Source organism: Pseudoduganella lutea, from assembly GCF_004209755.1.
Classification (GTDB): domain Bacteria; phylum Pseudomonadota; class Gammaproteobacteria; order Burkholderiales; family Burkholderiaceae_D; genus Rugamonas; species Rugamonas lutea.
In genome coordinates this window covers 5,997,785-6,021,529 of sequence record NZ_CP035913.1, presented here as the reverse complement: position 1 = coordinate 6,021,529, position 23,745 = coordinate 5,997,785, and the positions used below count along the sequence as shown (strand labels likewise).

Annotated in this window: 22 protein-coding genes; 14 read left to right on the top strand and 8 right to left on the bottom strand. The window is 63.1% G+C overall.

The window, feature by feature from the left end; genetic code table 11:
* Positions 1-13 precede the first annotated feature (13 nt).
* The gene (locus EWM63_RS25475; RefSeq protein WP_130189029.1) at positions 14-448 is read right to left on the bottom strand and encodes a SiaC family regulatory phosphoprotein; all 435 of its coding nucleotides are present in this window, start codon (positions 446-448) and stop codon (positions 14-16) included.
* 313 nt (positions 449-761) lie between these two features.
* Here EWM63_RS25475 and EWM63_RS25470 point away from each other — a divergent pair, with 313 nt between their 5' ends.
* The 8 genes from EWM63_RS25470 (at position 762) to EWM63_RS25435 (ending at position 9,375) form a co-directional block, all read left to right on the top strand.
* Positions 762-1,007 carry a hypothetical protein gene (locus EWM63_RS25470; RefSeq protein ID WP_130189028.1) on the top strand — a complete coding sequence of 82 codons (246 nt, stop codon included), beginning with the start codon at positions 762-764 and terminating at the stop codon, positions 1,005-1,007.
* Between the two features lie 102 nt (positions 1,008-1,109).
* Positions 1,110-1,550 (top strand): hypothetical protein, encoded by a 441-nt coding sequence (locus EWM63_RS25465; RefSeq protein ID WP_130189027.1) that lies wholly within the window; start codon positions 1,110-1,112, stop codon positions 1,548-1,550.
* 119 nt (positions 1,551-1,669) lie between these two features.
* The gene (locus EWM63_RS25460) at positions 1,670-2,719 is read left to right on the top strand and encodes a glycosyltransferase family 9 protein (RefSeq protein ID WP_130189026.1); all 1,050 of its coding nucleotides are present in this window, start codon (positions 1,670-1,672) and stop codon (positions 2,717-2,719) included.
* Positions 2,716-3,786: a glycosyltransferase family 4 protein gene (locus EWM63_RS25455; protein WP_165390921.1), complete on the top strand. Its 1,071-nt coding sequence runs from the start codon at positions 2,716-2,718 to the stop codon at positions 3,784-3,786. Before EWM63_RS25460 ends, EWM63_RS25455 begins: the two co-directional genes overlap by 4 nt.
* A gap of 146 nt (positions 3,787-3,932) precedes the next feature.
* Positions 3,933-5,066, top strand: a complete 1,134-nt coding sequence (gene lldD / locus EWM63_RS25450; protein WP_130189024.1) for an FMN-dependent L-lactate dehydrogenase LldD — start codon at positions 3,933-3,935, stop codon at positions 5,064-5,066.
* Between the two features lie 1,300 nt (positions 5,067-6,366).
* Positions 6,367-7,524, top strand: coding sequence for a hypothetical protein (locus tag EWM63_RS25445; protein ID WP_130189023.1), 1,158 nt, complete (start codon positions 6,367-6,369; stop codon positions 7,522-7,524).
* Between the two features lie 104 nt (positions 7,525-7,628).
* On the top strand, positions 7,629-8,711 hold the full coding sequence (locus EWM63_RS25440; protein WP_130189022.1) for a M12 family metallopeptidase: 1,083 nt from the start codon (positions 7,629-7,631) through the stop codon (positions 8,709-8,711).
* Positions 8,712-9,063: 352 nt separating this feature from the next.
* Positions 9,064-9,375, top strand: a complete 312-nt coding sequence (locus EWM63_RS25435) for a hypothetical protein (protein WP_130189021.1) — start codon at positions 9,064-9,066, stop codon at positions 9,373-9,375.
* An 86-nt stretch (positions 9,376-9,461) separates the two neighbouring features.
* On the opposite strand, the gene EWM63_RS25430 is transcribed toward EWM63_RS25435, so the two are convergent.
* Positions 9,462-10,415 (bottom strand): IS1595 family transposase, encoded by a 954-nt coding sequence (locus EWM63_RS25430; RefSeq protein ID WP_165390920.1) that lies wholly within the window; start codon positions 10,413-10,415, stop codon positions 9,462-9,464.
* An 849-nt stretch (positions 10,416-11,264) separates the two neighbouring features.
* On the opposite strand from EWM63_RS25430, the gene EWM63_RS25425 reads away from it, so the two are divergent.
* On the top strand, positions 11,265-14,396 hold the full coding sequence (locus tag EWM63_RS25425) for an alpha-1,6-glucosidase domain-containing protein (protein WP_229487503.1): 3,132 nt from the start codon (positions 11,265-11,267) through the stop codon (positions 14,394-14,396).
* Here EWM63_RS25425 and EWM63_RS25420 read toward each other — a convergent pair.
* Both EWM63_RS25420 and EWM63_RS25415 read right to left on the bottom strand, forming a co-directional pair.
* Positions 14,393-14,920 (bottom strand): M15 family metallopeptidase, encoded by a 528-nt coding sequence (locus tag EWM63_RS25420; RefSeq protein WP_130189020.1) that lies wholly within the window; start codon positions 14,918-14,920, stop codon positions 14,393-14,395. The genes EWM63_RS25425 and EWM63_RS25420 overlap by 4 nt on opposite strands.
* Positions 14,917-16,254: a hypothetical protein gene (locus EWM63_RS25415; protein ID WP_130189019.1), complete on the bottom strand. Its 1,338-nt coding sequence runs from the start codon at positions 16,252-16,254 to the stop codon at positions 14,917-14,919. The genes EWM63_RS25420 and EWM63_RS25415 overlap by 4 nt, the downstream gene beginning before the upstream one ends.
* 227 nt (positions 16,255-16,481) lie before the next feature.
* On the opposite strand from EWM63_RS25415, the gene EWM63_RS25410 reads away from it, so the two are divergent.
* Entirely contained in the window at positions 16,482-17,252 is a 771-nt protein-coding gene (locus EWM63_RS25410) for a TetR/AcrR family transcriptional regulator (RefSeq protein ID WP_307720799.1), read from the top strand.
* The gene (locus EWM63_RS25405; RefSeq protein WP_371861127.1) at positions 17,249-17,842 is read left to right on the top strand and encodes a DUF308 domain-containing protein; all 594 of its coding nucleotides are present in this window, start codon (positions 17,249-17,251) and stop codon (positions 17,840-17,842) included. The genes EWM63_RS25410 and EWM63_RS25405 overlap by 4 nt, the downstream gene beginning before the upstream one ends.
* Positions 17,843-17,847: 5 nt before the next feature.
* Here EWM63_RS25405 and EWM63_RS25400 read toward each other — a convergent pair whose 3' ends face one another.
* Together EWM63_RS25400 and EWM63_RS25395 are read right to left on the bottom strand one after the other, a co-directional pair.
* A complete protein-coding gene (locus EWM63_RS25400; RefSeq protein WP_130189018.1) occupies positions 17,848-18,450 on the bottom strand; it encodes an FMN-dependent NADH-azoreductase in 603 nt (200 codons plus the stop codon).
* Positions 18,447-18,881, bottom strand: coding sequence for a carboxymuconolactone decarboxylase family protein (locus tag EWM63_RS25395; protein ID WP_130189017.1), 435 nt, complete (start codon positions 18,879-18,881; stop codon positions 18,447-18,449). Before EWM63_RS25395 ends, EWM63_RS25400 begins: the two co-directional genes overlap by 4 nt.
* 76 nt (positions 18,882-18,957) lie before the next feature.
* On the opposite strand from EWM63_RS25395, the gene pdxR reads away from it, so the two are divergent.
* Positions 18,958-20,397, top strand: a complete 1,440-nt coding sequence (pdxR, locus tag EWM63_RS25390; RefSeq protein WP_130189016.1) for a MocR-like pyridoxine biosynthesis transcription factor PdxR — start codon at positions 18,958-18,960, stop codon at positions 20,395-20,397.
* 9 nt (positions 20,398-20,406) lie between these two features.
* Here pdxR and EWM63_RS25385 read toward each other — a convergent pair whose 3' ends face one another.
* Both EWM63_RS25385 and EWM63_RS25380 read right to left on the bottom strand, forming a co-directional pair.
* Positions 20,407-20,634 carry a hypothetical protein gene (locus tag EWM63_RS25385; protein ID WP_130189015.1) on the bottom strand — a complete coding sequence of 76 codons (228 nt, stop codon included), beginning with the start codon at positions 20,632-20,634 and terminating at the stop codon, positions 20,407-20,409.
* 240 nt (positions 20,635-20,874) lie between these two features.
* A complete protein-coding gene (locus tag EWM63_RS25380) occupies positions 20,875-21,054 on the bottom strand; it encodes a hypothetical protein (protein ID WP_130189014.1) in 180 nt (59 codons plus the stop codon).
* Here EWM63_RS25380 and EWM63_RS25375 point away from each other — a divergent pair.
* Both EWM63_RS25375 and EWM63_RS25370 read left to right on the top strand, forming a co-directional pair.
* Positions 21,053-23,146 (top strand): type VI secretion system Vgr family protein, encoded by a 2,094-nt coding sequence (locus EWM63_RS25375; RefSeq protein WP_229487502.1) that lies wholly within the window; start codon positions 21,053-21,055, stop codon positions 23,144-23,146. The genes EWM63_RS25380 and EWM63_RS25375 overlap by 2 nt on opposite strands.
* Complete coding sequence (locus EWM63_RS25370) at positions 23,146-23,697, top strand: DUF6484 domain-containing protein (protein ID WP_130189013.1); 552 nt, start codon at positions 23,146-23,148, stop codon at positions 23,695-23,697. Before EWM63_RS25375 ends, EWM63_RS25370 begins: the two co-directional genes overlap by 1 nt.
* Positions 23,698-23,745: the final 48 nt, after the last annotated feature.

The window sequence follows — 23,745 nt, the reverse complement described above, 5'->3', positions numbered from 1 at the left end:
TCCCGGGCGGTGCTCAGGCATGGTCGGCGCAATCGGTAAAGCGCAGCAGCGGAAATCGCTCCCGCAAGGTATCGAAGAACCACTTGCAGCGGCGGTCCGTGCCCTGCCGTTGCCAGCGGATGGCGATGGAATTGCCCGCAAGCGCGCCCTCGTGCAAGGTGTCGAACAGCGCGAACAGCATCTTTTCGCTGCCCATGTCGACCGTGCTGAGCGCGATGTCGACGTCGAACGCGTCGCGGCTGCGGCGATCGAGGCAAGCCCGCAGGCGGCCAATCAGCGGACCGTAGAATGCGATCGCATCGTCCAGGCAGGAAGCTCCGATCAGCGTCAGCCGGCGACACGCGGTGTCGAGCACGGCGGTCGGCTGGGCAAATGTCGTGGCGCACGGCGCCCCTGCCGCGGGGGATGCGGCAGGCTGACGGGGGAAAGGGAAAAGCGGCAACGGCATTTACGGATCGTGGTCGGGTGTCGAACTGCGGGCATTGTAGGAGGTCGGTGTGACGTCAATGTGACAGACGGCAACATATCATTTTTGCAATTCCTGGGCGGACGGGCGAAATACGTGCGCAAACAGCACGTTTTGATAGCTGGTACACAGTTTGTGAAAACGTTTGCGGCTAGACTATGGATTCGCTGGGGGCCTTGTCGCTGCTCTCCGCGTTGCCGACCTTGCCGGCGCCGCGGGCGCCGGGTGAAGAAAGACCCCCATCGCCTCGATGCCATGAGCAATCGAAGTCCTCGGATCAAAGGAGCAGTGAAAGATGACACCCGACCATGCCCGCCGGGCCACCGACAGCGATGGCGCGCTGCCAGTGTCCGCCAAGTCAGATATTGTCCGCCACGGCATCCTGCTCCGGCATGCCACCGGCACCGTTGCCGCCGTCGAGTACCTGACGGCTCGCGGTATCGACACAGCCGTCATCCGGCGCGTGATGAGCGGGCAAGCGCTGCGCCAGGCGGATCGCATGGCCCTGGCGATGCAGGGCCGGACGGGGATCGGGGGCTGACGCAGCAACCCCGTAACGCCCCTGACACATTCCCTGCGTAGGCTATGTGGACAGCCTGGGTACGCCGCCGTGGCACTCCTGCTGCGATGACGGAGGCCGCGCATGCGCCAGTTACTGATCAACATCCTTGCCGTTACGTGCGGCGCGTGCTTCGGCATCGCCGTGGGCGCGGCCATTCTCGGCATTGCCAGTGTCGCAGTCACATCGCCAGCGATGCCCGACGTGGCATCGCCAGGGCGCTTGCTGGCATTCGTGACCGCGCCCGACGCCATGCCCTACCCGGCAATCCTGCTCGCCCACGCTTCAGGCACGCTGTCGGGCGCCGCGCTGGCGGCATGGCTGGCAGCCAGCCATGCGCTGCTTGCCGCCATGGCCGTCGGCTTCGTGTTCATGACCGCCGGCATCGCCACAGCGCTGTCGCTGCCCGCGCCGGACTGGTTCGACATCATCCACCTGAACCTCGTCTTCGTTCCGATGGCATGGCTCGGCTGGCGACTGGGCCGTCGGCTGAAGCGCGCGCCGCGTGCGGGCCACACCAGGTAAAACCACGTCATCCGACGTAAAAAAGGCGGACTCGACAGAGACAAGACGGGGCATTTTGCTTAAAATGCGAATCTCCCCCATATGGCCACCCCTTCGAGAACGATTCCAGACGTCCCGTAATGCCTCCAGCCCTGTCACGCATTCTCATCTGCCGCACCGATAACATCGGCGACGTCGTGCTGACCCTGCCTCTGGCCGGGTACCTGAAGCAGCTCATCCCGGGCGTCACGGTGGACATGCTGTGCCGCGGCTATGCGGCGCCCGTCGTGCGCTGCTGCGGCGCCATCGACCGTGTGCTCGCGGTCGAGGAAATGGATGCGGACACCCTGTTCGAGGACGGCCGGTACGACACCGTCATCTTCGCCTTTCCCCATCGCGCGCTGGCGCTGGCGGCGCGCCGCGCCAAGGTGCCGAACCGGGTCGGCAGCAGCCACCGCCTGCACCACTGGTGGACCTGCAACCGGCTCGCGCATTTCAGCCGCGTGCGTTCGCGCCTGCACGAGGCGCAGCTCAATTTCGCCTTGCTCAAGCCGCTCGGCATCGACTACCTGCCGTCGCTGGCGGAGATCCTTCCGCTGTACCGCCTGCAAGCGCCGCGCTCACCGGAGATCGCGGCCATGTTCGACGCCGCGACCTTCAACCTGATCCTGCACCCCAAGTCGAATGGCAATGGCCGTGAATGGCCGCTGGAGCGGTACGCCGAACTCGCCGACAGGCTGCGCGGCGATCCCGGCATCGCGATCTGGATCACCGGCAGTCGCGCCGAGGGCGAACTGCTGGCGCGCGATGCCGGCGCACTGCTGGCCAGCCCCAATGTGCGCAACCTGTGCGGCCAGCTCGACCTCGAAGGCCTGGTCGCGCTGATCGGCATGGCCGATGGACTGGTGGCGAGCGGCACCGGGCCGCTGCACGTCGCGGCGGCACTGGGTCGCAACGCGCTTGGCCTGTTCCCGCCCGTGCAGCCGATCGACATCACCCGCTGGGGCGCCCTCGGCACGAACGCGACGTCGCTTGCCGCGGCGCGGCAGTGCGACAGCTGCACCGGCCCGCAGGCATGCGAGTGCATGCAGGCGATCAGCGCCGCGCAGGTGGCGGAGGTGATTTCACGGTGGCGCGACCGCACCGTGGCCTGCCACGCCGGGGCACGGCTGGCGGGCACCGGTTCATGATGCCGAGGTTGCTGGTCACGCTCGATTCCATGCGCTTTGAAAACACTGGCCTGCACACGTTCGGCCGGAGCCTGGGCCGCGAACTCGTGCGCCAGGGCGCGGGCAGTTTCGATACGAGCGCCTACGCGTATCCGCCACAGCACGGGGTGCTGGGCCCGCAGGTCTCCTATGTGGACCACCGCAGGTACCACCGCTGGGTTTTTCCGCAGGGTCGCCGCTACGACGTGGTGCACTTTACCGACCAGTACTGCCGCTTTGGCCCCGACCGCGTGCGCGCCAGGACGGTCATGACCGTGCACGACCTGAACCAGGTGCACGAACAGCCGGCGGGCAGCCGCAAGCTGCAACGATACCTGCGCAGGCTGGCGCGCAAGATCGACGGCGTCGACCGCGTGGTGGCGATTTCGGAATTCGTGAAAACCGACATCCTGCGCTTCTTCCCCGATGCCGCGCACAAGATCTCGGTCATCCACAACGGCGCCGATGCCAGCTTTGCGCCCGATGGCCACGCGCCGCGCTTCGTGCCGGCGGGGCGCTTCCTGTTCACCGTGGGCATGGTGTGCCCGAAGAAGAACTTCCACGTGCTCGTGCCGTTGCTGCGGTCGACGGACCACACGCTGGTGATCGCCGGCGTGATCAAGGAAGACTACCGGCAGAAGATCCTGGCGGAGGCGGCGCGCTTTGGCGTCGCTGGCCAGGTGGCGATCACGGGGCCCGTCAGCCAGGCCGACAAGGACTGGTACTACGCGCATTGCGAGGCCTTCCTGTTTCCCTCGCTGGCCGAAGGCTTCGGGCTGCCGGTCCTCGAAGCCATGCACCACGGCCGCCCCGTGTTCCTGTCGCGCCTGACCAGCCTCCCCGAGGTGGGCGGCGACGTGGCCAGGTATTTCGATCACTTCGATCCGGAACACATGCGCGAAGTCCTCGCCACCGGGCTGGCACGCTTCCAGGGCGATGATGGCGGCGCAACGGGCGCGGCCCGCGCCCGCGCGCATGCCATGCGGTTCACGTGGGAGAAGGCTGCCGCCGCCTACCTCGACCTGTACTGCCAGTGCCTGGCCGCATAGCCCGCGGCGCGCGCCCTCGCCTTCGCTGCGTTCTCTCAGAATATTGACTGCAACGGGCCGATTCCGGCACTACAATTGATCGTTTGGCGATGCGCCCGGCGTTCGGACGCATCGCATGCCGTGGCAACCGACAACCGACCCATTACATGATCATTTCATCCGCGACCGATTTCCGTGCGGCGGCACGCCGCAAGCTGCCCCCGTTCCTCTTCCACTACCTCGATGGCGGCGCCGGCGCCGAGCAGACGCTGGGCGCGAACATGGCCGACCTGCAGGAAGTGAAACTGCGCCAGCGCGTGCTGAAGGGATCGGAACAGCTCGACCTGTCCACGGAATGGTTCGGCATGCGCCATGAACTACCGATCGCGCTGGCCCCGGTGGGCCTCACCGGCATGTATGCGCGGCGCGGCGAAGTGCAGGCGGTGCGCGCGGCGTGCAAGCGCGGCATCCCTTTCATCCAGTCCACCGTGTCCGTGTGCTCGCTGTCGGAGGTCGCCGCCGCCGCGGACAAGCCGATCTGGTTCCAGCTGTATGTGCTGAAGGACCGCAGCTTCATGCGCGACGTGCTGCAGCGCGCGAAGGCGCTGGGCGCTTCCACGCTCGTGTTCACGGTCGACATGCCGGTGCCCGGCGCCCGCTACCGCGACGCGCACAGCGGCATGAGCGGCCCGAACGGCCCCCTGCGGCGCATGCTGCAGGCCATGACGCATCCGCGCTGGGCATGGGACGTGGGCCTGTTCGGCCGCCCCCACGACCTGGGCAACATCTCGGCCTATCGCGGCCATGCCACCGGCCTGGCCGACTACATCGGCTGGCTCGGCGCGAACTTCGATCCGGCGATCGGCTGGCAGGACCTGCAGTGGATCCGCGACGAATGGCAAGGCCCGATGGTCATCAAGGGCATCCTGGACGCGGACGACGCGCGCGACGCGGTGGCCTTCGGCGCCGATGGCATCGTCGTGTCGAACCATGGCGGGCGCCAGCTCGATGGCGCGCTGTCGACCGCCCGCGCCCTGCCGGCAATCGCCGACGCCGTGCGGGGCAAGACGACGATCTTCGCCGATGGCGGCGCGCGCACCGGCACCGACGTGTTCCGGCTGCTGGCGCTGGGCGCCGACGGCGTGCTGCTGGGCCGCGCGTTCGTGTACGCGCTGGCAGCACAGGGCGAGGCCGGCATCGCGAAACTGCTGGCCATCATGGAGAAGGATATCCGGACCAATATGGTGCTGACCGGCGTGAAATCCGTGCGCGAGATCGGGCCGGAAGTACTGGCGCGGTGAATTGGCTGATGGCCGGATGCCGATCACGCAAAAGCACACTGCGATAACCTCTGGCCCCGGTACGACCAGAGGCCTCTTTTTTCGGTTATTTCGGATTGTTTTTCTATAGAGAATTGCGCTTTGATGGATTTGTCGAAAGCGGCCTTGGGCAGACACCCTTTACCCGTTTCGGTCGTCCGTGTTGTTTCTCACTGCATGACTACGCAAACTGCGCCACCTGTCACCGTAACAGTGAATGGTTCAGGTTCAACGTCACCTGGCAATGGCTGCTACGCAGGGTCAGGCGCCCCGATATAGGCAGGTCCCGGCGGTCCGCTATATGTGGCTCCAGCAGGTGCCGGAAATTCACGGCCGGGCGGCGTTGCCTATATGGGACCAGGTGGCCCTTTTCATGCAGATTCCGGCGGCTCTTGCCAAGTCACGAATGATGCAGGCAAACGGTGCCCGGCAATCTATATACCCGTAGCCTCGGAAATGCCCGTGAGTAGATGACCTGACAGGTTGCTGGTTATCAAGTTCACTCAGGGGCGTGCATAGTTTCGGAGTCGGATATGGGGTGAAAGCCGACTGTCACGCAACGCAAGTGGCCCGCAGGTTATGGCAAGCTTTAATGTTGCAAGTAGCCGACCCGTAAGGATACCCCCGGATATTCAAGACAGACATTGTTTGTTCGAGCGATCGGCCAAGATCCATCCGCTTTCGCACCTCATCATTACGCAGGACATCTTGCGCTTATACAACTTTAAATCCAAAAGCTTTGATAGTAAGTTGTGCGCATCGTAAATCACGATTTATCACGATTCGCAAAATTTACTTAAGCTTGCAAAGCGGCATCTGCGTTAAGAATTCCCGACGCCTCCGGCATTATTTACTGTTGAGTATTCACTTGTCTCTTTTTGTACAATGATCGATCCAACGTCACTTTCATGATGACACACCCGCTTCGCGCGAGTACCATCATTTCAAGAACTAAAAAGACAACGAACTAGGCGTGTGCTTCCTTTCAGGAGGAGATATGAAATTCCCGTCCTATGCAGCTCAAACTCAGAGACTGCTCGCATATCAGCACCCTCCTTTGTGCCCCTCTCCTGCACATTAAGAAAAATATTACGCGATCCTGATAAATGCGATCGTTAGGACTTCATTGCTGAACATGGGGTCGGCGTGGCAAGTGCTTGACTCTGCTTTGGCGTCCTCATTCGATGCGACGCCAAACGCCCACATCGGTTGACGGCACATTTTCTTTTCTTGATTGTAGCTCCGAACCTAAGCAACGCTCGCTCAGTTGGGGGGATATCCTATGTCACAACGCCAGAATCTTCGACCAATCAAGGCGCGACTGGCAGCACTGTTTGTGGCTGCATTACAGTCGACACTTTTCACCGGCTGCGCGACGCGCGGGGTAGCACCCGGCACGCCACTCGCCGACATGTCATTGGTAGCAACTACGGAAGCTTCTGCGACGCCGAGGCAGCAAGCAATACAGATCTTCCAAAGCGATTTGCTGACCAGTATTCAAGACACGACGGATAACGGCAAAGCACTTGCGGCATACCAGTCTGGCATCATAATGCTCGATCTGGAGTGCAGTCGTTATCTGGATGCGATTGGAAGTGCCAACCAGTCGGCATCGAACGAGCGGCGGCAATTAAGTCTGGTGGGCGGATTCGCCTCTGCCATTATGGGCCTGACAGGGAGTTCTGCCAAAGAGATATCTGGCGTGGCAACCACATTCAGTTTCGCCGGTTCCAGTATGGAGTCTTTTACCAACGCCTTCCTTTTTTCAGATGCCGCTTCGTCGATAACAAAAATTGTAAAGGAGTCAAGGAGCGCATGGCTCAGTGACATCAATTCCCAGGATCGTTTTGATAAACTTCAAAGTCTGGATGTGATCCACCTATTAGGGGACTACGAGCAAATATGCCGGCCAGCGCAAATTCGATCGTTAATAGACCAATCAATCGACAAGGGAACAATTGTTGCGGAGCGTGTCGCAACTTCAGATGCGGACGTGGTGATGATTTTACAGTCGCTACAATCAGCACTGGGAGAGATGGTCACTGAAGAAGAAGCAATTGTGCTGTACGCGTGGTTAAAGAATCCGGGCCAGCGAACCGCTGGTGCAGCTCTATCGACAACTGAGCCAATCGCATCCCTGTTGGTTAACCGCACATCTCCGGAGCTGGCTGCGCAACTGTCCCGCGGCTTTCTTCCAGTTTTACTGGCGAAATCGACAGTAACCGAAAGGTGGGAAGAAGGCATCAAGAACCTCCTCAACCCCGTGCCGCTTCCTGCGGCACCTGCACCTTCACCTGCATCTGCATCTGCGGGAGCAGGAAATGCCGGAATTACACCTTCTGCATCGGCACCTGCATCACCGACAGCCAATGGGGTTCGCTCAACGCGTCAAAAGCTGCTGATGCGCAGACCAACAATGCCAGTACTTAGGGTTCGGTAAAGTGGGGAATTTTTTTACCAGGTCATTTGAGAACCTGTACGTCCATTGATTTTGCACTATCGATAATATTCAATCGTTTCGCTCTTAAAATAGTGGGAGGAATCATGTCTGTATTAACAAAAAACACTGTCAACGAAAGACGTTACTGCTCGCAACCTAGACGCGAGCCTCCAAAACAGATCTCGGCACTCGGCGATCAAACAAAGACCTTCGCCATTATTACGTCGAGAAAAAAATGGACGGCCGGAACCAATCTGACGTATTTCTGCTTCAGCGATCGTTCCGAAAATGGCCCAGATATCTGGAGAGGATCTGATTCCGATATTGCTGTAGTTCAATCAGCCTTTGAGAGGTGGATGGCGCTAGGTTTGGGAATCTCCTTCAGCAAAGTGGATTCTCCGCTGGAAGCGGTGTTGCGAATTGGTTTCCAGCAGGGAGACGGCTCGTGGTCGCTGGTGGGAACCGACAACCGTACGGAAAAGGATCACGGTAAACGAACGATGAATTTTGGCTGGGCCTTGGACAATAGCTATGGAGAGGACACGGCGCTGCATGAGATAGGTCATGCAATCGGGCTTGAACATGAGCATCAGAATATGAATGCCGGTATTGAATGGAACGAAACCGCTGTGATGGAATACTTCCGCGGCGAGCCGAATTTCTGGAAGGACAAGGATATCGAGTGGAATGTACTTAGGAAACTATCGAAAGCTGACACCAATGGCTCTGCCTGGGACCCCAATTCGATCATGGAGTACTGGTTCGAACCCGGGCTGATTAATAAACCGGAACCATACGCCGATGGACTCCGTCCAGCTGGAGGACTGTCATCGCAGGACATCGAATGGGCTGAAACCTGGTTCCCACGAGGCCATCATGCAGAGCTGACCTTGGGGAAATCCAAACAATTAGAGCTGGCAGTAGGAGAAACGACCAGCTTTTCCTTTACACCTCATAAGTCTGGCTCTTACACTGTCTATACTATCGGCCAATCCGATTCCACATTGGTACTTTTTGAAAAAACTCCGCAAGGAAATACGCAGATTGCTGCCGATGAAGATAGCGGGCAGGAGCGAAATGCGCAAATTAAAGCAGACTTGAAATCTGGAATGGAGTATGTAATAGGGGTAAGATTACATTATAAAACCGAATCGCAAACATTGCGGTTGATCATTGATGAGTCGTAGATCCCAGCCCATGACCTTGAGTACTGAGCGCTTGACGGAGATCCGGCTGGAAGAACAATTCCGTCACGAGGTACGGTGTTCACTGCCTGGATCGAGTAGAGATCCCCCAGCAAGGTCAAAGCTATGGTTACTTTTAAACTCGACATTCGGCATTTGGTTATTATCAGCGATATTCATCACCGGCGCGGGAGGTGGGATAACATATACTCAACAACGTTACACTGAAATCGAAAAACGGAGAGACATCATTGAAAAGCTGGATTTTGAAATCAGTTACAGGTTCAATCAGGCCCTTCTGAAACTTTATGCATTGTCCGATTAACAGGCACCCAGGGTAAATCCCAAGCCTGGCGTGACGGATGCAGATGTCCGGTCGGCCCTTCAGTTACTTCATTTGAAGGAAGTAACCAGCCTCTACCCGGAGTATGAACGGCATGGCCTGCCATCGTTGCTCGCGGAATTGCTGCGTCAAACGAAAGATGAATCTCAGCGCGAAGAGATTGAACAGAAACTGGCGGCTCTTGTCGGACGAAAAATTGAAACCGGCATATTGTGCGAGCTCAACGAATGTGCCGGTACAATCGTTACGGACCTGATGCTCCCACGTCGGAAAAGCGGCGCCTTTTATTTTTTTGACTGCTCTAAAGAGGCGCCCTTCTGCTGAGGCTATCCTCTTGGCGCTGTTCGCGTAAAGTGGTCATTGCTTGAAGGTATGGAACTTTTTGTGAGCGCCGTTGTCGTGGTGCCGCATCAGGCAGACGCTACCGCAACACGCAACCATTGCGCCGGTGCCGTCCACGCCGCCGTATCGAGCACACGCAGCCAGCCCGTGTAGTGGGCCAGATAGCGGCTGGCTACACCGTTGAAGCGGCGCAGCCAGGCCTTGAAGCGGCTGTGCCAGGCATTCACGCCCTGGATGTGGATGGCGCCACGCGCTCGGATGCCCGCCTTGACGTTGACCTCCTCGTGCGTGATGCCCGCCTGCCTGGCGAATGTGGCATAAGCCTTGGCGGCATCGCTGATCAACAGGATGTCCGGCGCCAGCACCGGCTTCAGGTGTTCCGACAGTTGGCTGGCGCTGACCGGGCCGCGGCCTGTCACGAATTCACAGGTTTGCCGTGTGCGGTCACGCGCCACCAGAATGCAGTCGAACTCCTTGCTGATCCCGCGCTTTGACGCCTTGCCACCACGCTTGCGGGGCCGGCGGTCCAGGTGCCGCGAACCTTTTTGTGATTCGAGGTGATACGTTTCGTCGGCTTCGACGATGCCCGAGAGCTTCGGCCGGCCTTCGCGGCGCACGGCGGCAATAAACCGGTGACGCCAGCGGAAGCTGGTGGACTTCGCCACGTCCACGCGCTCGGCGGCCTTGCGCACCGTGGTGGACTCGATGAGGCATTGGAAGTACGGCAACCATTTGTCGCGCAGACGCAGGCGGGCCAGCGGCGTGCCGGTCAGCACATTGAAGCTGCGCCGGCAGGCCACGCAGCGATAGCGTTGCAGGCCGTTCGCATGGCCGCTGCGGTGGCATCGCGTGCCGCCGCATCTGGGACAAGGCCGCTTGCCGGCAGCCTCCTCGATCAGGTGCAGGCACTGGCCAGGTTGCACGACGTTCGCCACGAAGCCTTGCAAAAGAGCGATCTCATCGTCGGAAAGCTGGAGCTGCGCCAGCGCCTTGAACACCACGTGGAACTCCATTGCGCCCATCGTCTCCTCCGCGAATACATGAAGTATCTCAACAGAAGATCAGACCGTGATTCCGCAGGGAAGTTTCCCAGGTTTACGCGCACAGCGCCATCCTCTTTCACCGAAAACGGAACAGATTGATAGCTCTGAGCAAACGCTCGAGTTAGCGTGTCGCGTTTCAGATTGAGGAAGATATGCAGAAATCTATTCACTGCAGCCATGGCCTCATGCCTCTTGTCAAAGTCGCCCCAACCAACACAAATACCGGAGTGACGTCGACCGTGGTTTCGTAATGCCGAGCCTGTCCAACGATCGGCATCCGGGCTTCACAGCGCAACGTCTCTTCCATGTCCCCGCCCTGTACGAAGTCTGCCGTGCACCGAACATACCGCGCGTTGCGGTGGAAGATCCGCTACAAGGCCCAAGTAGATCGCCTCCGGCGTTGTTGGTTCAAGCTGAACTTTGAACGCCTACCCGAACGTTTAGAGCATCCTGGCTGACACCACCCCGTGGGAGGCCGCCATGTTGCTGTGTCTGTCGACCTGCCAACGCGGCGTTCAATGCCCGGCGCCCACCAAGCCATGATCCCCGACAAGGAATCAAATCAACAGGTCAGACGCGCGGCACCAACACAGCCGTTATCGCGCGCACGGTACGTAGCCAGCCCTGTCAACGCGCCGCTAACGCCATCTCATTTTGACTACATCACGTATGTAGTGAAAATAAAACAACAGACCATGCTGTCATCCTCAGTATCGAGAGACTGAGTAGTATTATTACAAGCGCTTGGCTCGGCAGGCAGCTTTATCTGTAGGAGCCTTGGCCCCTCTATATCAATCACAGGGAGACATGATGTACCCGACAAGTAGTTTGATTTCACGTTTTGGCCTGGCGCTTGCCTGCGCGAGCCTTTTCGCCGGTTGCGGCGGCAGTGGCGACGACGCGGCGGATGCGCCGCAGGCGGCCGCGGCGCCCGTCCGCATGGCCGCCGCCACGGAGCGGGCCAGTGCCGCGGCGCCGGTCGCACCCGGCAGCATCCGCATGCATTTCCACCGCATGCAGGGCGACGAAGCCCAGTGGGGCGTGTATTCCTGGGACGGTCCGCAGACTCCGAGCCCGGCCTGGATCTCGGGCCGCTTCATGTTCACGCAGCGCGACGCGTTCGGCGCCTACGTGGACATCCCGCTCGCCGCCGGCAAGACGGCCATTTCCTTCCTCGTCACGGACGGCAACGGCACCAAGAACTGCGGCGCCGACCAGCAGGCTGCCCTGCGTCCGGACGTGATGACCGCCGGCCAGGAAGTGTGGCTGCTCGAAGGCGACTGCACCGTGCACGCCGAACAGCCGGCCCTCACCTACGGCAACCTGGGAAGCGCCAAGGCGCACTGGCTGTCGGGAACCACGCTGGCCTGGCCCGGCGCCCCGGCCAACGCCACCTACCGCCTGTACTACGCGCTCAATGGCGGCATGACGGCCAGCCCGAGCGCCACCACGGGCCTGGCCGGTGCCGACGGCAGCCTGCCCCTCGAGGCGGCCGCGCTGCCGGAAGCCATCCGGCAGAAATTCCCCCACCTGGCCGGTGCCACCGGCCTGCGCCTGGCCGGTGCCGGCGGCGGTGACGCTGCCCGCTTCGACAGCGCCAGGCTGGCCAGCGCCCAGTTCGCCATTGCGCAGATCGCCGCGGACGGCAGCCTGGTGCAGGTCACGTCGCTGCAGCAGGCCGGCATGCTGGACGACCTGTTCGCCACGCGCGCCAGCAACGCGCAACTTGGTGTCACGTTCGACCGCCAGGGCGTGCCCACCTTCCGCGTGTGGGCCCCGACGGCGAAGTCGGTGCGACTGGACGTGTATGCCAGCGCCAGCGCCGCCAATGCGACGTCGGTGCCGATGACGCGCAACGCCGCCAGCGGCGTGTGGTCGTATACGGCGCCAAACGCGTCGTGGACCAACAGCGCTTATTACACGTATACGGTGCAGGTACTGTCGCGCTGGGCGAACAACACGCTGGTCACGAACACGGTGACGGACCCGTATTCGCTCAGCGTGTCCGCCAACAGCACGCGCAGCTTCGTGGCCAACCTGGACAGCCCGGGCCTGAAACCGGCGGGCTGGGACGACCATGCCATTCCCAAGCTCGACTCCCCCACCGACATCGCGCTGTACGAACTGCACATCCGCGATTTCTCCGCGACCGACAACACGGTGCCGGCGGCCCACCGCGGCAAGTACCTGGCGTTCACGGACACGGAAGCGGCGCCGATGCGCCACCTGAAATCGCTGCAGAAGGCCGGCATGACGCACGTGCACCTGCTGCCCAGCTATGACTTCTCCAGCGTCGACGAAGCGGGCTGCGTGACGCCCGTGATTCCGGGCGGCGCCGCGGATGCGACCACGCAGCAGGCCGCGGTGGCCGCCACGCGCGACACCGACTGCTTCAACTGGGGCTATGACCCGGTGCACTACAACACGCCCGAAGGCAGCTACGCCACGGACGCGAAGGACGGCGCCGTGCGCGTGCGCGAGTTCCGGTCGATGGTGCAGGCCCTGCACGAAACCGGCCTGCGCGTGACGATGGACGTGGTGTACAACCACACGAGCCAGTCGCAGCAGGGACCGCTGTCGGTGCTGGACCGCATCGTGCCAGCCTACTACTACCGGCTGGGCGCGGAAGGCAATATCCTGAACGACAGCTGCTGCGCCGACACGGCACAGGAAAACGCCATGATGGCCAAGCTGATGATCGACTCGGTGGCCTTGTGGACGAAGCAGTACAAGATCGACAGCTTCCGCTTCGACATCATGGGCTTCACGCCGCTGGCGCTGATGAAGCGCCTGCAAGTGGCCGCCGACACCGCGGCGGGCCGCCCCATCTACTTGTACGGCGAGGCATGGAACTTCGGCGCCGTGGGCAATGACGCGCGCTTCGTGCAGGCCCGCCAGGCCAATATGTTCGGCACCGGCATCGGCTCGTTCAACGACCGCATCCGCGATACCGTGCGGGGCGGCGGCTGCTGCGACACGGGCAGTGCGCTGGTCACCCAGCAGGGCTTCATCAACGGCGTGTGGCTCGACCCGAACGCCGAGTCCACGCAAACGCGCGACGATGCGCTGCGCCTGGCCGACCTGGCACGCGTGGCCCTCTCCGGCACGCTGCGCGACTACCGCTTCACGGACCGCTTCGGCAACGTGCGCAGCAACGCCGAGATCGACTACTTCGGCCAGCAGGCGGGGTTCGCCGCCAGCCCGGCGGAAACGATCAACTACATCGAAGCGCATGACAACCAGACGCTGTTCGACGTGAACGCACTGAAGCTGCCGCAGGCAACGCCGCTGGCGGACCGCGTGCGGGTGCAGACGCTGGGCGCGGCCATCAACATCCTGTCGCAAGGCGTGCCGTTCTTCCACGCGGGCCAGGAAATCCTCCGTTCGAAGTCGCTGGACCGTGACAGCTACAACGCCGGCGACTGGTTCAACCGCCTCGACTACGGCTACACGTCGAACAACTTCGGCGTGGGCCTGCCGGTGGCGGGCGTGAACGAAGGCAGCTGGCCGGTGATGGCGCCGGTGCTGGCCAATCCGCTCATCGCACCGGATACGCGGGCGATCCTGGCCGCCAAGGCGGGCTTCGAGGAGTTGCTGGCGATCCGCCAGGACAGCACGCTGTTCCGCCTGCGCACGGCACAGGATGTGATCGACCGCCTGAAGTTCCACAACACGGGGCCGAACCAGGTGCCGGGCGTGGTGGCGATGAGCATCTCGGGCACGGAACCGACGAAGTACCCGGGCGCGCAATACAAGCAGGTGGTCGTGGTCATCAACGTGGGCAAGGCGGCCAGCGCCGTCGCCATCCCCGAGCTGAAAGGCCGCAGGCTGCAGCTGCACCGCATCCAGCGCACCGGCAGCGACGCGGTGGTGAAGGCTTCCGCCTATGCGCCGGACACGGGCAGCTTCACGATCCCGGCCCGCACCACGGCCGTGTTCGTGCAGCACGCGAACGACTAAGCATCAGCGCTCCCCGCCGGCGCGGGCCGGCGGGCGCCGAAATGGTCCCAGACGGCCAGCAAGCCCCGCGTGCGCACGAGCTCCCGTGCCGCGTCGGACGGGCTGGCCGGGCAGGCGGCCCACTGGAAGTGCGCCAGGTCGGGTCGCTGCCAGTCGCCGCCCCAGTTGCAGTCGTGCCGCCTGAAAATGGCGGCGACCTGGTGGAACCACGCCTCCCCTTCCGGTGGCGCCCAGAATCCCGTCCGGTGCACGATATCGACGGCCAGCCCGTAGCCATGCCAGCTCTGCAGGTTGGTCGGGGCATTCGTGACCGGAACCTGCGGTGGCCTGACCGTGCGGCCGCGCTGGTAATACAGGGCCTGCAGCGCCTGCGACCGGTAGCCTTCATACAGGATCGCATCGAGCGATGCCGCTTTCGCGTTGCATTCATCCAGCGCCGCGCGCACGGCTTGCGCGAACGCGGGCGCGAGGCGGGCCATGTCCCGGTCGACCATCAGCGCCGAATGGCTGGAACCTGCGCTCATAGCGGTATTTCCTTTTCGTTGACGACGCCGTCGCGCCACGCGTGCGGGACGAAGTCGGCGGCTTCCGGCGGCGGCGCCGCGAGCGCACGGGCTCCTCCACCGCCCGTTGGACCAGTCATGGCCGGTGCCGGCGGCTCTGCCTGGACCGGCGATAGCGACTGGGCCGGTGGCGGCGGCCGCGCGCCCTTGCGGTCTTCGCTGCCTTCCTCGGGCGACTTTTCGTGGGGCTTCACGGTCGAACGGATCACCATGAACCTGTTCAGCACGTCGAACCAGAACGGCGCACCGAGCATCACGCCGATCGCCGTGATCAGCCAGCCGGCGGCGATCCGCGCATAGCTGGGATGTTCCCGGCTGCCCGTGCACGCCGACGCGCGCACGCTCTTGCAGAGCTGGACCGGCCGCATGCCTTCGAAAAATCCCATGCCGCCCAGGTGCACCCAGCCCATCGGCATGCCGATCTCGCGCAGCAGGTCGCGTGCCTTCTCCGCCGCCTGCAGGGCCGGCGCATCAAGCGCCAGGACCGCCGGCGCACCGGTGCCGGCGGTCGGCATCATCCGGTCGACCGATTCGGGCAGCCTGCCGGCGGCCGTCACCACCGCCGACCGGAGCGCCTTGTCGTTGGTCAGCCGTTCCATCACATACAGGGCATCGACGTTGAGCGACACGGCGGCGGCCAGCCCGAGCCCGAACAATATCGCCTGCGTGCGCCGCTTGTACCAGCCGGCTGCGCGGTCCATCGAGCCGTCGAACCAGCGCTGCAGGTCGAGCTGCAACTGGTTCAGGTCTCCTTTCGAGTAATCGATGGCGCTCAGCACGACGCGGCGCAGGATCGGCGAGCCAATCGCCGCCGCCCGCTCGCGCAACAGCTCGACCGTCACCGCATCGCTTGCGGTGTGTTCGGCATCCACGCCGGCCGGGCCACGGCCGACAATGTCGATGAGCGCCTTGGCGAACAGTTCGGACGGGATGTACGACGGCAGGTGGCGGCGGCCGGCACGCGGCATGTTTCGCGCAGCCGCATCGGGTGGCGCATCCCGGCGCAGCAGCGCGCGCAATATCTTCCACCTTGACTCCCACTTCCCCGTGGTGGCCAGCACGGCGGGATCGTAGCTGCCCTGGTACAGCGACGAGATGAGCGGGTGGCCATAGAAATAGGCGGCGACCTGGCCGTCCCTGTCGTCGAGCAGCGTGCGCACGGCCCGCTCGAGGTCCATGGCCCGCCACTTCAGGAATCCCTCGATGTATTCCCGGATGCCTGTGCAGACCAGCGACATCATGAGGAACAGGAAGGCCATGCCGATGGCGACTTCCAGGGTTTCGGAATTGAACATGGCGGACTCCCGGCCACCCGGCGGGCAGCGGACCTTGACCAGACTAGAGTAGTTCCCATGACGGCGGAATACCCATTTGCGAAATCGCAACATCCAGGCGCGAATATACCGCCCGGGCTCTGCTGCAGCCGTCAAAGAGCCATGCGATTGATTTGCATCAAACAACATCTGTCCTGGCCTCCAGAAACCGTTTGACATGCCAACCTACCAGTAGGTAGACTAGAACCATGAAATCAACGACCACCGCCGACGACATCCTTGCCTGCACGCGCTCCCTGATCGCCGCCGGCGGCTACAACGGCTTCAGCTATGCCGACATTGCCGGCGTGGTGGGCATCCGCAAGGCCAGCATCCATCACCATTTCCCCAGCAAGGTGGACCTGGTGCGCACGCTTGTCGCGCAGTACCGCAAGGCCGCGGAAGAAGGCATCGCGAACCTCGAGCACGGCATTTCCGGCCCGCTCGACCAGTTGCGGGCCTATGTCCAGTACTGGAAAACCTGCATCGGCGATGCAACGGCACCGTTCTGCATCTGTGCGCTGCTCGCCGTCGAATTGCCGATGCTGCCCGACGACGTGGCTCTGGAGGTACGCGGCTATTTCCGCTTCCTGTCCGGCTGGATCACGTCCGTATTCGAACGCGGCGTGCGGGAAAAAAACGATCGCGCTGGTCCATCCGCCCCGCGTGGAAGCGGAAGCCTTCATGGCCACCGTGCATGGGGCCATGCTGTCGGCCCGCGCCTATGGGGACGTGACGGCATTCGGCGCGATCATGGACCCGCAATTGCAGCGCATGGCGGCGTGACCCGTGGCACCGGGCCGTTCCGCGGCCTGCGCTTGTCAGGGACGGGGCGTCGGCCGACGGCTGGACTTTCATCGCCCAGGCAGCTCAGTCGCGCGGCAGGATCACCTTTTTTGCGTCACGTTGCCTACCAACTAGTAGGTAGCACCATGAAGTCTCATCTTGTCCGATCAACCTTCCCAAAGGAACCACCATGAACGACACCATCAACGGGAGCGCGACAACGCGATCCGTCACGCCGGACCACCCCGCCATGGCACGCTGGTTGAAGCAATATTATTTTGGCCGCGCGCTGTTCGCATTCGCATGGATCGCCGCCGCCGTTGGCCTGGCGCCGCATTCGCCGGGCATCGCCGCCCTCCTCCTCGTCGCTTACCCGGCCTGGGATGCGCTGGCAAACCTGGCGGATGGCCTGCGCGCCGGCGGCCTTGCCGGCAACCGGTCCCAGGCCCTCAATGCCGGCATCAGCGTGGCGATCGCGATCGCCATTGCCATCGCGCTGCCGAACATGCACCGGGTCCTCGCCGTGTTCGGTGCGTGGGCCATCGTCGCCGGCCTGCTCCAGCTGGCTACCGCGCTGCGGCGCCGGAAAACCCATGGCGCCCAGTGGGCGATGATCGCCAGTGGCGCGCAGTCCGCACTGGCCGGCGCATTCTTCGTCTACCAGGCCGGCCTGCCGGTCACCCCGTCGATCTTCACCGTCACCGGCTATGCCGGCTTCGGGGCGTTCTACTTCCTGGTCGCAGGTGTCGCGTTGACCCTGCGGGGAATCCGGCGCGCGGCGTAGAGGCGTCAGCGCATTGCCGCGACCAGCGCCTCGCGGTCGGTTGCGAGCCGGTCGCCGTCGAGGAATGCCGTGGCCTGCAAGGGAAAGAACTGCAGCGACGTGATGCCCACGCAGCCGAATGCGGCAACGAGGTAGGGAATCAGGAAGTCCGGCTGCTTCGCGTGCGCGCCATGGAACACGCCGCCCGAGGCGATGCCGATGTAGACCGGCTTGTCCGCCAGCAGGCCAGTCTTCTCGCCCGTCGCCGTCACGCCCATCGTCCGCCCCATGCGCAGGATCTGGTCGATCCACGCCTTGAACACCGAGGGTACCGTGAAGTTGTTCATCGGCGTGCCGATGACCAGGGCGTCGGCCCGTTCGATTTCACCGATCAGCTGTTCCGACAGGTGCGTGGCCGTTGCCGCTTCGCCGGACGACAGCGCCGCCGGCGACGACAGCGCTGTGGCATAGGCGGAGGCCGCGTGCGGAACGGGTTCTCGTCCAAGGTCGCGCCGCGTGACGGCGGCGCCAGGGTACCGCTTCAACAGTCGCGCCAGCAGCGCGGCGGACAGGTCGCGGCTGTGCGAGGCGTCCCTCGGGCTGCAATCGATGTGCAGGATATGCTTCATTGCCGCATCCCGATGGCAAGCCGGTTGAATGCGCTCATCAGCGCGATGGCGAAGGTCAGGTCCGAAATCTCCGCATCGCTGAAATGCTCCGTGAGCGGCCCGTAGTCCTCGTCCGGCGCGTGGGTGCGGTCCACGTGCGTCAGCGATTCGGTCCAGGCCAGTGCCGCGCGTTCGCGCGCCGTGTAATGCTCGCCCACGCGCCATCCGGCCAGGCTGTCCAGCTTGGCATCCTGCATGCCGCCCGCGCGCAGGGCCTTCGCGTGCATCTCGAGGCAGAACGCGCAGCCGTTGATCTGCGACATGCGCAGCCAGGCCAGTTCGATCAGCTCCTTGCCGAGGCTGCTTCTTTCCAGCGCCAGCTTTGTCGCGCCGAGCCCCCGGTAGGCTTCGGGAGACAGGGTATGGTAGGGCAATCGTTTTGGGGTACTCATGGCTTCTCTTTGTCTGGTTGCTGGGAAGCCGATAATTTAAGACAATCATGGCCCAGCCGACAGGGCCAAGAATTCAATGAATGACCAGGACATCACGACCTTGCAGCGGCAATGGGCGTTCAGCCGGACCTCGAACGCGCCCATCTACTTGCAGCTGTACCAGCGCTTTCGCGAGGCCATCGCCACGGGCAGGCTGGCGCCCGGACAGCGGGTGCCGTCCGTGCGCAGCCTGGCCAGCGCATTGAACGTGGCCCGGGGAACGGTCGAGATGGCCTACCAGCTGCTGGCAAGCGAAGGGTATTTCGTCGCCCGCGGCGCCGCGGGAACAGTCGTTGCGGCCGGACTGGCCAACGTGCCCGAACCGGGCCAGGCGGCCATCGCACGCCGGCCGCAGGTCGCATCGTCCGGCCCGCAGGAAGGTGTCCAGCCATTCCAGCTCGGCGTACCCGCCCTCGATGCCTTTCCCCGCAAGGCCTGGGCCCGCGTTGCCGGGCACACGCTGCGCACGGTGGAGACAGCGGCCATGCCCTATCCGCATCCGGCGGGATACGAACCGCTGCGCCGCGCCATCGCCAGCTATCTCGGCATCTCGCGCGGCATTGCCTGCACCCACGAGCAGGTATTCGTCACCGCGGGATACCGCGGCGCGCTCGACCTCGTGTGCCGCACGCTGCTCCAGCCCGGAGACACAGGCTGGTACGAGGATCCGGGCTATATCCTGGCCCGCCAATACCTGGACCATGCGGGCATGCGGCTGGTGCCGGTGCCCGTCGACGACGAAGGCCTGCACGTGGCGACTGGCGTGCGCCGTGCCGCCGATGCCCGCTTCGCCGTCGTCACGCCAACGCACCAGAGCCCGATGGGCGTCGCGCTGTCGCTGCCGCGCCGGCTGGCGCTGCTGGATTGGGCGCGCAGCCGCGGATCGTGGATCATCGAGGATGACTACGACAGCGAATTCCGCTACCACGGCCGGCCGCTGCCGGCGTTGAAGAGCCTCGACGCGGACGGGCGCGTGCTGTACACCGGCACGTTCAGCAAGGTGCTGTTCCCGGGCCTGCGGCTGGCCTATCTCGTGGTGCCCCCGTCGCAGGTGGAAAAATTCGATGCGGCGGCCGACCTGGTGCCCGGCGCGGGCTCGATCATGCCGCAGGCCATGGTCACGGCCTTCATGGAGCAAGGCCATTTTTCGCGCCACCTGCGCAAGATGCGTGCGCTGTATGCGGCACGGCGTGGCTACCTGGTAAATGCGCTGTCGCAGGCCCTGGGCGATCGCCTGCACGTGCAGGCGCAGGCCGGCGGCATCCATGTGCTGGCGCACCTGCGCGCCGGCGAGGACGACCGGCGCCTGGCCAGGGCAGCCAAGGCGGCTGGCCTGGCCGTGAACGCGCTGGGCGACTGGCGCTTCGCTGAATCGCCGCGCGGAGGCCTGCTGATGGGATTCGCCAATTTCGCGACGGCGTCCGAAGCGGCCGTTGCCGTACAGCGGCTGGAGGCCGTCGTGCGCGGCGTGCGTTAATGCTACGGCTTATTCGAGGCGCTTGAGGCGCTGGCCGTGAATGCCCCACCGGCAATCGACGCCGTCGACATTGCCGCACAGCGCCCAGCCGGTGCCGATTTTCTCGACCGTCACACGGCCTTTGATCTCGCTGGCGAGTTTCTCCGCCCACATGCTGGCGGCCCCCTGGCCCTTGAACAGTTCCTTGCCGTCGTAGATCACGGTGGCATCGAAGACGGGCATGGCAAAAACGGTCATTGCTTCCTCTGGTATGGCGTGTCGTAAAACGCCATCCTACCATTCGCATTTCACCCGGCGCGCCATTTCTTGGAAACAGGGGTCCGTCCCCTGTTTCCAGGAAATAGCGCGCGGCTTTCTTGCGAGGTACGAGGCGTCCAATAACAAGGTTTATTTTGTAGTTGAATTAGTTTCCAGATATTACGAATGATTTACAAGATACATCGGCATTCCGATGTTATTAAATACGGGCGATGCACATTAGTTATTTGAAAAGTAATTCGCTATAATGCCGTGGCTGCCGAGCACTGCCGTTGCACAGCCGGCAGCCAGGTCATCCTCGCAATCAACGCCACCTTTCATTTCGCCTATGAATTCGCTGATCAGCACTGGAATAGACTTGCTGGGCAGGCTCAGCCAGCATAATCGTCTGTTGCGCATGACGTTTCCCAACGGCGACGGCCCCGCGTCATTGATGCTGGCGAACCGCCTCGATGCCAGGGAAAGCCTGTCGCGCGACTTCCGGTTCGTTGTCGAAGTCATCTCCGACGACGAGAACATCGCGCTCAAGGACGTCCAGGGCAAGATGGTCACGATCGACCTGGTCCGCGAAGATGGCACCAAGCGCTACTTCAACGGTTATGTGTTCGAGTTCCGCCGCGACAGCACGGATGGCGCGCTCGTGTACTACACCATGGTGCTGTCGCCGTGGCTGGCTTACCTGCGCCTGCGCCGCGACAACTACCTGTTCCACAACCTGTCGCTGGGCGAACAAACGGACGAGATCTTCGCCGATTACCCTGTCCATGCATGGGAAATGCGCGTGGCCGGCCCGGATCCGACAATGACCTGCGCATGCCAGTACGGCGAAACGGATTACAACTACCTGCACCGGCGCTGGGAGGCGCTCGGATGGTATTACTGGTACGAGCATACGGCCAGCGGGCACAAGCTGATCCTGTCGGACGACTCGACGAGCGCGCCGCCCATCGACGGCGCCCGCACGGACATTCCGTTCCAGCGCGAGGCGGGCAGCATGGAGGACGACGGCCTCGGCGACTGGGCACCGGTGCGCCGCCTGGTGCCATCCAGCATTGCGCTGTCCAGCTTTGACTTCAAGAAGCCGCGGCCGACAGCGGTCGACGTGCCGACGACGAACGAACAGGGCGACGTGCTGCGCATCGAAAGCTACGAGTACGCCGGTGCCTATGGCTACACCGATCTCGACGGCGGCGATGCCCAGGCAAGGATCCGGATCGAGGAAGTCGAAGCCATGGGCAAGTACTTCCAGGGCCATGGCAACGACCGCACGGCCCAGCCGGGCCGCCGCTTCGAACTGAGTAACCATTTCGACGTCGTGCAGGGTGGCGACCACGATTTCCTGATCCTCGACGTGCACCACACGGCCAACAACAACTACCAGCATGCGGATGCCTCGCTGTCCCGCTATGCGAACCAGATCACGTGCAGCCGCACGAAGGTGCCATGGCGCCCGGGCCGCGGCTACAACAGCACGGAGCCCAAGATCTACGGGCTGCAGACGGCGCTTGTGGTCGGTCCACCAGGCGAGGAAATCTATACGGACGAATACGGCCGCGTACGCGTGCAGTTCCACTGGGACCGCATGGGCGCGAACGACGACCGCAGCTCGGCCTGGGTGCGCGTTGCCACGCCATGGTCCGGCGCGAACTTCGGCATGACATCCATTCCGCGCATCAAATCGGAAGTGATCGTCCAGTTCCTGGACGGAAATCCCGACCGCCCGCTGATCACGGGCATGGTGCCGAACGCGGACACGATGCCCGCCTGGGACTTGCCGGCCAACAAGACGCAGAGCGGCATCCTGTCGCGCTCCACGCCGGGCGGCAGCTACGAGAATGCCAACGCCATCCGCTTCGAGGACAAGAAAGGCAGCGAACAGCTCTGGCTGCACGCCGAGAAGGACCAGCTCACCGAAGTCGAGCACGACGAGGACAAGTGGGTGGGCAACGACCGCCGCAAGACGATCGACCGCGACGAAACCAGCCACATCAAGCGCAACCGCACGGAGACCGTCGACCACGACGAAAAGATCACCATCGGCGACAACCGCACGGAGGACGTGGGCAAGAACGAATCGATCACCATCGGCGGCGACCGCACCAAGCACGTGGTCCGCAACGAGCAGGACAATATCGACATGAACTGGAGCACCACCGTCAACATGACCAAGACGGAACACATCGGCATGGCCTACGTGCAGAACGTAGGCATGGGCCGGATGGAAAACGTGGGCCTCGGCTACGACCTGAACGTGGGCGGGATCATGGCGACCATCGTCGGCGTGAACCAGGTCACGAAAGTGGGCAACAGCATTTCGATCACCGCCGGCGACGAGCTGTCGATTACGGTGGGCCAGGCCAGCCTGCTGATGAAGTCCGACGGCACTATCGCCATCAATGGCCATACCTTCAGCGTGGGCACGTCCGACCAGCAGAACTTCAGTGCCGACGGCAACATCACGATGAAGGCCAAGAAGATCCAGGAGAACTGATGCCGCAACCCGACCGTCCATCGACCACTGCGACCACAGCGACCACATTGACCGCTGCCGATTCGCCAGCAGAAGCGCCCGGCGCCGACCAGTTGCTGCACGACGTCATCGTCTCCACCCCGCCCCGCGCGCGACATGCCAATGGCATCGCGACGGGCACGCTGGCCGGCTTCGACACCGACGGCACCGCGCTGGTCGATATCGCGCCATTCGACTTGCGCAGCGTGCGTGCGCGCAGCGTTGCGCCGCTCGACCCCGGCCAGGTCGGCCAGCCGGTGGCGCTGGGCTTCGAAGCGGGCGATCCGGAACGCCCGATCGTCCTCGGCCTGATGCTGGCACCGGCACCCGCGCAAGCGCCCCGCCCCGCCGTCGACGCCACCATCGACGGCGAACGCGTCACGCTCACGGCCGAACACGAGATCGAGCTTCGCTGCGGCGACGCGGCCATCATCCTGTCGGCGGACGGCCGCATCCAGATCCGCGGCACGTATATCACCAGCCATGCCGATGCGACCCAGCGCATCCGGGGCGGCTCCGTCAATATCAACTGAGCGTCGACTGAGTACGGGGCCGCGTTGTCGAGCGTTCCTCGACCCAGA

Excerpts from the sequence above, each read along its gene's own strand:
- lldD (WP_130189024.1), top strand. The coding sequence starts at position 3,933 with ATGATCATTTCATCCGCGACCGATTTCCGTGCGGCGGCACGCCGCAAG.
- EWM63_RS25430 (WP_165390920.1), bottom strand. The coding sequence starts at position 10,415 with ATGGGCGCAATGGAGTTCCACGTGGTGTTCAAGGCGCTGGCGCAGCTC.
- EWM63_RS25375 (WP_229487502.1), top strand. The coding sequence starts at position 21,053 with ATGACGTTTCCCAACGGCGACGGCCCCGCGTCATTGATGCTGGCGAAC.
- EWM63_RS25370 (WP_130189013.1), top strand. The coding sequence starts at position 23,146 with ATGCCGCAACCCGACCGTCCATCGACCACTGCGACCACAGCGACCACA.
- EWM63_RS25465 (WP_130189027.1), top strand. The coding sequence starts at position 1,110 with ATGCGCCAGTTACTGATCAACATCCTTGCCGTTACGTGCGGCGCGTGC.
- EWM63_RS25405 (WP_371861127.1), top strand. The coding sequence starts at position 17,249 with ATGAACGACACCATCAACGGGAGCGCGACAACGCGATCCGTCACGCCG.
- EWM63_RS25410 (WP_307720799.1), top strand. The coding sequence starts at position 16,482 with ATGAAATCAACGACCACCGCCGACGACATCCTTGCCTGCACGCGCTCC.
- EWM63_RS25400 (WP_130189018.1), bottom strand. The coding sequence starts at position 18,450 with ATGAAGCATATCCTGCACATCGATTGCAGCCCGAGGGACGCCTCGCAC.
- EWM63_RS25460 (WP_130189026.1), top strand. The coding sequence starts at position 1,670 with ATGCCTCCAGCCCTGTCACGCATTCTCATCTGCCGCACCGATAACATC.
- EWM63_RS25475 (WP_130189029.1), bottom strand. The coding sequence starts at position 448 with ATGCCGTTGCCGCTTTTCCCTTTCCCCCGTCAGCCTGCCGCATCCCCC.
- EWM63_RS25455 (WP_165390921.1), top strand. The coding sequence starts at position 2,716 with ATGATGCCGAGGTTGCTGGTCACGCTCGATTCCATGCGCTTTGAAAAC.
- EWM63_RS25420 (WP_130189020.1), bottom strand. The coding sequence starts at position 14,920 with ATGAGCGCAGGTTCCAGCCATTCGGCGCTGATGGTCGACCGGGACATG.
- EWM63_RS25440 (WP_130189022.1), top strand. The coding sequence starts at position 7,629 with ATGTCTGTATTAACAAAAAACACTGTCAACGAAAGACGTTACTGCTCG.
- EWM63_RS25445 (WP_130189023.1), top strand. The coding sequence starts at position 6,367 with ATGTCACAACGCCAGAATCTTCGACCAATCAAGGCGCGACTGGCAGCA.
- pdxR (WP_130189016.1), top strand. The coding sequence starts at position 18,958 with ATGAATGACCAGGACATCACGACCTTGCAGCGGCAATGGGCGTTCAGC.
- EWM63_RS25385 (WP_130189015.1), bottom strand. The coding sequence starts at position 20,634 with ATGACCGTTTTTGCCATGCCCGTCTTCGATGCCACCGTGATCTACGAC.
- EWM63_RS25415 (WP_130189019.1), bottom strand. The coding sequence starts at position 16,254 with ATGTTCAATTCCGAAACCCTGGAAGTCGCCATCGGCATGGCCTTCCTG.
- EWM63_RS25395 (WP_130189017.1), bottom strand. The coding sequence starts at position 18,881 with ATGAGTACCCCAAAACGATTGCCCTACCATACCCTGTCTCCCGAAGCC.
- EWM63_RS25470 (WP_130189028.1), top strand. The coding sequence starts at position 762 with ATGACACCCGACCATGCCCGCCGGGCCACCGACAGCGATGGCGCGCTG.
- EWM63_RS25380 (WP_130189014.1), bottom strand. The coding sequence starts at position 21,054 with ATGCGCAACAGACGATTATGCTGGCTGAGCCTGCCCAGCAAGTCTATT.